Consider the following 5,183-nt stretch of genomic DNA (forward strand, 5'->3'; position numbering starts at 1 on the left):
GCTCGCCAAGCGGCCGCGAAAGCAGAAAGGACCGCCCGGAGCGAGAGCCGGAAGGATCGCCCGGAGCGGCGTGCGGGGCCTGGCACGTGCTGCTCCGCCCGGCTCGTGCTGCTTCAGAGCCTCAGCCGTGCTTCTCCAGGACGGTGCACATCGAGCGCCAGGTCTGCACCCGCGGCCGATCGGGGTCGGGGAGCGCCCGCAGGCCGGCGACGACCGGGACGACCACGTCCCGCCAGACGTCGTCGGGCACGTGCCACAGGTAGGGCGGCACCCGCCGCTCGATGCTCTCCGCCAGCTCCGCGGGGGAGGTGGCCTTCTCGTACTCGGCGGCGAAGTGCTGCTCCACCGGCCGCAGGCCCGCGGCCTCACCGGCGGACAGGAGCCCCTCCGGGGTGTCCGGCCGCGGCGGCTGCAGAGGCGCCAGCCGGTCGAGGGCCTCCACCAGCTCGTCGGGGTCGGCGACGGGGCTGCCGTGCACGGCGGCGAGCCGCCCGCCGGGTCGCAGCACGCGGGCCGCCTCGGCCACGGCGGCGGCCATGTCCCCGACCAGGTGCAGGACGTGGACGAACACGACGTTCGCCACCGTGCCCCGGGGGAGGGGGAGCGCCCTGGCGTCCGCCCGCGCCACCCGGCCGCCGAGCCGCTCGTGCGCCCGGTGCAGCATCGGCTCGGAGATGTCCACCCCGATCACGGGATGCCCCAGCTCGCGCAGTCCCGCGGCGACCACGCCGGTGCCGACGCCGACCTCCAGGGTCGTGCCGGCCACCAGGTGGGGGGCCAGGCACGCCGCCGACTGGCGGCCCCGCTCAAGGCCGCCTCGCATCTCGTCGTAGCTGTCGGCAACGCGGTCGAACGACATCGCCTGCGTCATCGGGCGTTCCTCCTCAACGTTGAACTGTCTCGAACCGCGTCGAACCGCGTCGAACCGGTCGCCGTCGCCGGCGCTCCGCGTCACTGGACCACCTCACCCGCCAGGCCGGCGATCACGTCGGAGCCGGCCATCGCGGCGGGATCGGCCACGAACTCCTCGATCAATTCGGCCAGCACGGCGGCGCGGTCGTACAGGCACTGGTGCGTCGCGCCGCGGAGTTCCACGAAGCGTCCCGAGGGGAAACGCGCCGCCGCCGCGCGCAGCCGCGGCGTGGAGACGACCCGGTCATGCTCCGCGCCGACGGCCAGGACCGGGACGCGGACCTGCCCGGCCTCTGCCGACACGTCGTCACCCCAGAAGGCGAGCATCTGAAGGGCGTAGGGCACCAGGGTCCGCGCCGACAGGAACGGCGCACGGACCTCCTCCCGCAGCGCGCCGTTGGTCAGGGCGAGCACCTCGTCGGGCCGGGAGGCGGGCGGCTCCTCGCCCCCGAACAGGCGCAGCAGCCGCCCCGCCTGGTCCGGCCGCCGCGCCAGCGTCCGACACAGGTAGTCGAGGTTCCGCTCGTAGGGGGTGTCGAGGTCGTCGTGGCCCCCCTCGACCCGGAACGAGCCGTTGAGGAACACCATCGAGGCGACCACGTCGGGCCTGCGGACCGCGAACCGGACGGCCTGCTTGGGCCCCGTGCACCAGCCCACGAGGTGGCAGCGCTCGACGCCCTCGTTCTTGAGCACGGCCTCCAGGTCGTCGACATGGTCGTCCAGACCGGGCACGGACGCCGGGTCGTCGTCCTCGGGCCCGCGCGGATCGACGACCAGGACGCGCCGCCGCGCCGACAGCCTGTCGATCAGGGGGTGCCAGAAGGCCAGGCCCTGGCCCAGCGCGTTGAGCAGCACGAGCGGCTCGGCTCCGGGTCCCCCTCGGGCCGGGGTTCCGGCGGGTCCCGGCACGGCGGGGGGCACCGCCAGGTGGTAGGTCAGGGGTCGTCCCGCGACGTCGATGGTGGTGCGCACGAGCCGCGCGGGCAGCCTCTCCCGGCGGTCGCGGGCCGCCTCGCCGGCCGTCTCCTGGGCGCGGCGCATCCGCCGCAGCAGCGCCCGCTGCGCGGGCGGCCCCCACACCAGCGGCCCCGGCGTCGTCTCCCGGCAGCCGGTCCAAGGCGACGGCTCGGCCAGGAACCCGGTGAGCCGGTCGTGCAGCAGCCGGTCGATCGGATCCAGCTCGGCGGGGTCGTGCACCGGCAGCAGCCGCACCCCGTAGACGTCGCCGATCCGCTGGAGCAGGTCGTCCGCGGGCACGGCCTCGGACGCGGCCAGGCGGAACCGGCCGCCCGCCGTCTCCGGATCGTCCGCCAGCTCGACCAGCACGCGCGCGACCTCGTCCATCGGCGTCAGCCGTACGGCGGACTCCGGGGGGAGCAGGCAGCGCAGCGGCCGTGTGCCGAAGTAATCCGGCGCACGGGCGGTGACCTCGTCGACGACCGAGCGCAGGGCGGCCAGGAACCGGTGCAGTCCGGCGGGCACGGGTCCGCCCGGCCAAGCGGCCGGCGGCACGACCCGGGTGTTCGGCGGCACGGCCCCGGCCGGCGCGACAGGGCCGGCGGCGGACACCGTGCCGGCGGGCGACAGCGCGTCGACGGGGGAGACCGTGCGCACCAGCCGGTGGCCGAGCCCGTGCTCCGCGCAGGCGGCCGCCACCTCCTCCTCCACCGCCGTGTGCAGACGGGCGACGGCCGCGTCCACCGGCCTGGCGTCCGCGCCGAGGGGACGGCACATCTCGTCGGCGGTCACGTGGACGATCCCGGTCGCGCCGAGCACGGGCAGGCGGGCGATGACGCTCCGGGCCAGCGCCGCGTCCGCACGGGCGTCTCGGCCGGGAACCGCCCCGGCGTCCCCCGTGAGGAGCCAGACGACGTCGGCCCGGACCTCCTCGGGCAGGTCGCCGCACGGACCGGCGTCCACGACCAGCAGCCGCGGATCGCGCGGCCGGTCGTCCGGGGCGGCGCCGCCCGCGGAGGCGGGCGGCCGCCCGGGAGGAGTGACGATCCTCACCCGGCCGGCGCCGCGGGCCAGGAGGTGATCGGCGAGCCGGGCGGCGAGGAGGGCGGACGAACCGCCGAGCAGCACGTCACGAGCCATGCTTTCGATCGTCGCCAGACCGGCCCGCGGCCGTCTGCTCAACTTTGAGCGGCATCGGTCCGGCGCGCCTGCCTAGCATCCGGCGGTACGCGGCGGGCCTTCGCCCCCACGCGTCCGGACTGTGCGCGGGCCGCCACACCGCCCGCTCGCGTGGCGCGCCGCCGTCGTGGGCGCGACGTCGATCGAGTGCGAAAGGCGGACCGAACGGTGACGGAGCACTGGGACGAGACGTTCGAGAGCGTCCTGCGGCCCTACCTTCCCACGCTGCCGGAGGGCGCGCCGCTGGCGCCCGACCTGGTGACGGCGGCCTTCGGCCTGAACTCGGTGGCGACCGTGGGGCTCATCGCGGCGCTGGAGGACGCGTACGGGGTGACGTTCCCCGACGAGGACCTGGTGCCCGCCAACTTCCGGACGCCGGGGAGCGTGTGGGCGCTGCTGACCCGGCTGCGCGCCACGTCGGGCCGGCCCTGACTCCGGTCGCGGGGCCGCCGGTGGCGGTGCGGTTCGAGCTTCAGGAGGACTGATGACGGAGCGGCTGCTGGACGAATGGTTCCTCGACGGGCTGGCCCGCGATCCCGGCGGCCCGGCCCTGCGGGTGCACGCCGTGACCCTCTCGTACGCGGAGGTGGACCGGCGGGCCCGCGCCTGGGCCGCCGCGCTGACCGAGGACGGGCGGGCGCCGCGCCGCGTGGGACTGCTCGCGAACAAGAGCCTCGAGGCGTACATCGGCCTGCTGGCCGCGCTGTACGCCGGGGCCGCGGCCGTGCCGCTCGGCCTGGAGGCCCCCGCCGAGCGCAACGCGGAGATCGCCCGCGCCGCGGGCGTGGACTGTCTGGTCGTGGACGCCGGCGGGGCCGCGCAGGCGGCGCGCGTGGCCGAGTCGGCCGGCGTCCGCGTCGTCCTGGCCGCCGACGCCGCCGCAGTGCCCGCCGGCGTGCCCGTGCGGGTGCCCGGCGACGACGAGGCGGACTCCTTCCGCCCGCCGTCGGGCCGCACGCCGCAGGACGTCGCGTACGTGCTGTTCACCTCGGGGTCCACGGGACGGCCCAAGGGGGTGCCGGTCGCGCACCGCAACGTGAGCGCGTTCCTTCGGGCGTCGCTGCCGCGCTACGACGTCGGCCCCGGCGACCGGTTCAGCCAGGTCTACGACCTCACCTTCGACCTGGCGATGTTCGACATCTTCATGGCCTGGGGCAGCGGGGCCTGCGTGTGCGCCCTGACGCGGCTGCAGGCACTCGACCCGGCCCGGTACGTCCGGTCGTACGGCCTGACCCTCTGGCATGCCACCCCCAGCCTCGTCAACGCGGTGCGGGCCAGGGGCGCGCTCGCGCCCGGGTCGCTCGCCGGGCTGCGCTACGCGGTGTTCTGCGGGGAGCCGCTACCGGTCGAGACCGCGCGGGCGATGCGGGCGGCCGCGCCGGACGCCGCCCTCGACAACATCTACGGACCGACCGAGCTCACGATCGCCTGCACGGCCTACCGATGGCCCGCGGGTGTGCCGCTCGACTGGGAGGGCGAGACCGTGCCGATCGGCTACCCCAACGACGGCATGGACTTCCTGATGCTCGGCCCGGACGCCGAGCCCGACCAGCGGACCGGCGAGCTGTGCGTGACCGGCCCGCAGATGTTCCGCGGCTACCTCGATCCGGTCAACGACGCGGGCCGGTTCCACCAGGTCGACGGCAGGACGTGGTACCGCACCGGCGACCGGGTCCGGCTCGACGACAAGGCAGGGCTGGTGCACCTCGGACGGGACGACTCCCAGGTGAAGATCCAGGGCTACCGGGTCGAGCTGGCGGAGGTCGAGCACGCGCTGCGCGAGGCCGCGCCCGGCTGTGACCCGCTGGTGTTCGCCCTGGACGACGAGACCGGGAAGGTCCTGGTCGCGTACGTCGCCGGTGGAGGCGTCGACATGCCCGTGCTCGCCGCGCGGCTGGCCGACCGGCTGCCGCCGTACATGCTGCCGCGGCACCTGTGGCCGCTGGACGAAATGCCGCTGAACCGCAACGGCAAGGCCGACCGGGTGGCGCTGCGCGAGCGGGCTCTGCGCCGCCTCGGCGCTCAACCTTGAGCTGAGCCGCGCTCAATCTTGAGCTGAGCCGCCGCCGGACCCGTTCTTACCATCCCCGCGATGTCACGCGCGCTCTGAGCACACCGAGGAGAGGAACGCTTCG

At 75.7% G+C, this 5,183-nt stretch carries 4 protein-coding genes; 2 read left to right on the forward strand and 2 right to left on the reverse strand.

What is annotated here, in order from left to right:
* Positions 1-121: 121 nt before the first annotated feature.
* Together FLW16_RS24485 and FLW16_RS24490 are read right to left on the reverse strand one after the other, a co-directional pair.
* Positions 122-955 carry a class I SAM-dependent methyltransferase gene (locus tag FLW16_RS24485; protein WP_142562468.1) on the reverse strand — a complete coding sequence of 278 codons (834 nt, stop codon included), beginning with the start codon at positions 953-955 and terminating at the stop codon, positions 122-124.
* Positions 952-3,009, reverse strand: a complete 2,058-nt coding sequence (locus tag FLW16_RS24490) for an alpha/beta fold hydrolase (protein WP_142562469.1) — start codon at positions 3,007-3,009, stop codon at positions 952-954. The genes FLW16_RS24485 and FLW16_RS24490 overlap by 4 nt, the downstream gene beginning before the upstream one ends.
* 207 nt (positions 3,010-3,216) lie before the next feature.
* Here FLW16_RS24490 and FLW16_RS24495 point away from each other — a divergent pair, with 207 nt between their 5' ends.
* Positions 3,217-3,480 carry an acyl carrier protein gene (locus tag FLW16_RS24495; protein ID WP_185949572.1) on the forward strand — a complete coding sequence of 88 codons (264 nt, stop codon included), beginning with the start codon at positions 3,217-3,219 and terminating at the stop codon, positions 3,478-3,480.
* A gap of 52 nt (positions 3,481-3,532) precedes the next feature.
* Complete coding sequence (locus FLW16_RS24500) at positions 3,533-5,080, forward strand: amino acid adenylation domain-containing protein (protein ID WP_142562471.1); 1,548 nt, start codon at positions 3,533-3,535, stop codon at positions 5,078-5,080.
* The last annotated feature ends 103 nt before the right edge of the window (positions 5,081-5,183 follow it).

Source organism: Microbispora sp. KK1-11 (genome assembly GCF_006874435.1).
GTDB lineage: Bacteria > Actinomycetota > Actinomycetes > Streptosporangiales > Streptosporangiaceae > Microbispora > Microbispora catharanthi.

Bases quoted from the DNA above. Each gene is read 5' to 3' on its own strand.
- FLW16_RS24490 (WP_142562469.1), bottom strand. From the start codon at position 3,009: ATGGCTCGTGACGTGCTGCTCGGCGGTTCGTCCGCCCTCCTCGCCGCC.
- FLW16_RS24500 (WP_142562471.1), top strand. From the start codon at position 3,533: ATGACGGAGCGGCTGCTGGACGAATGGTTCCTCGACGGGCTGGCCCGC.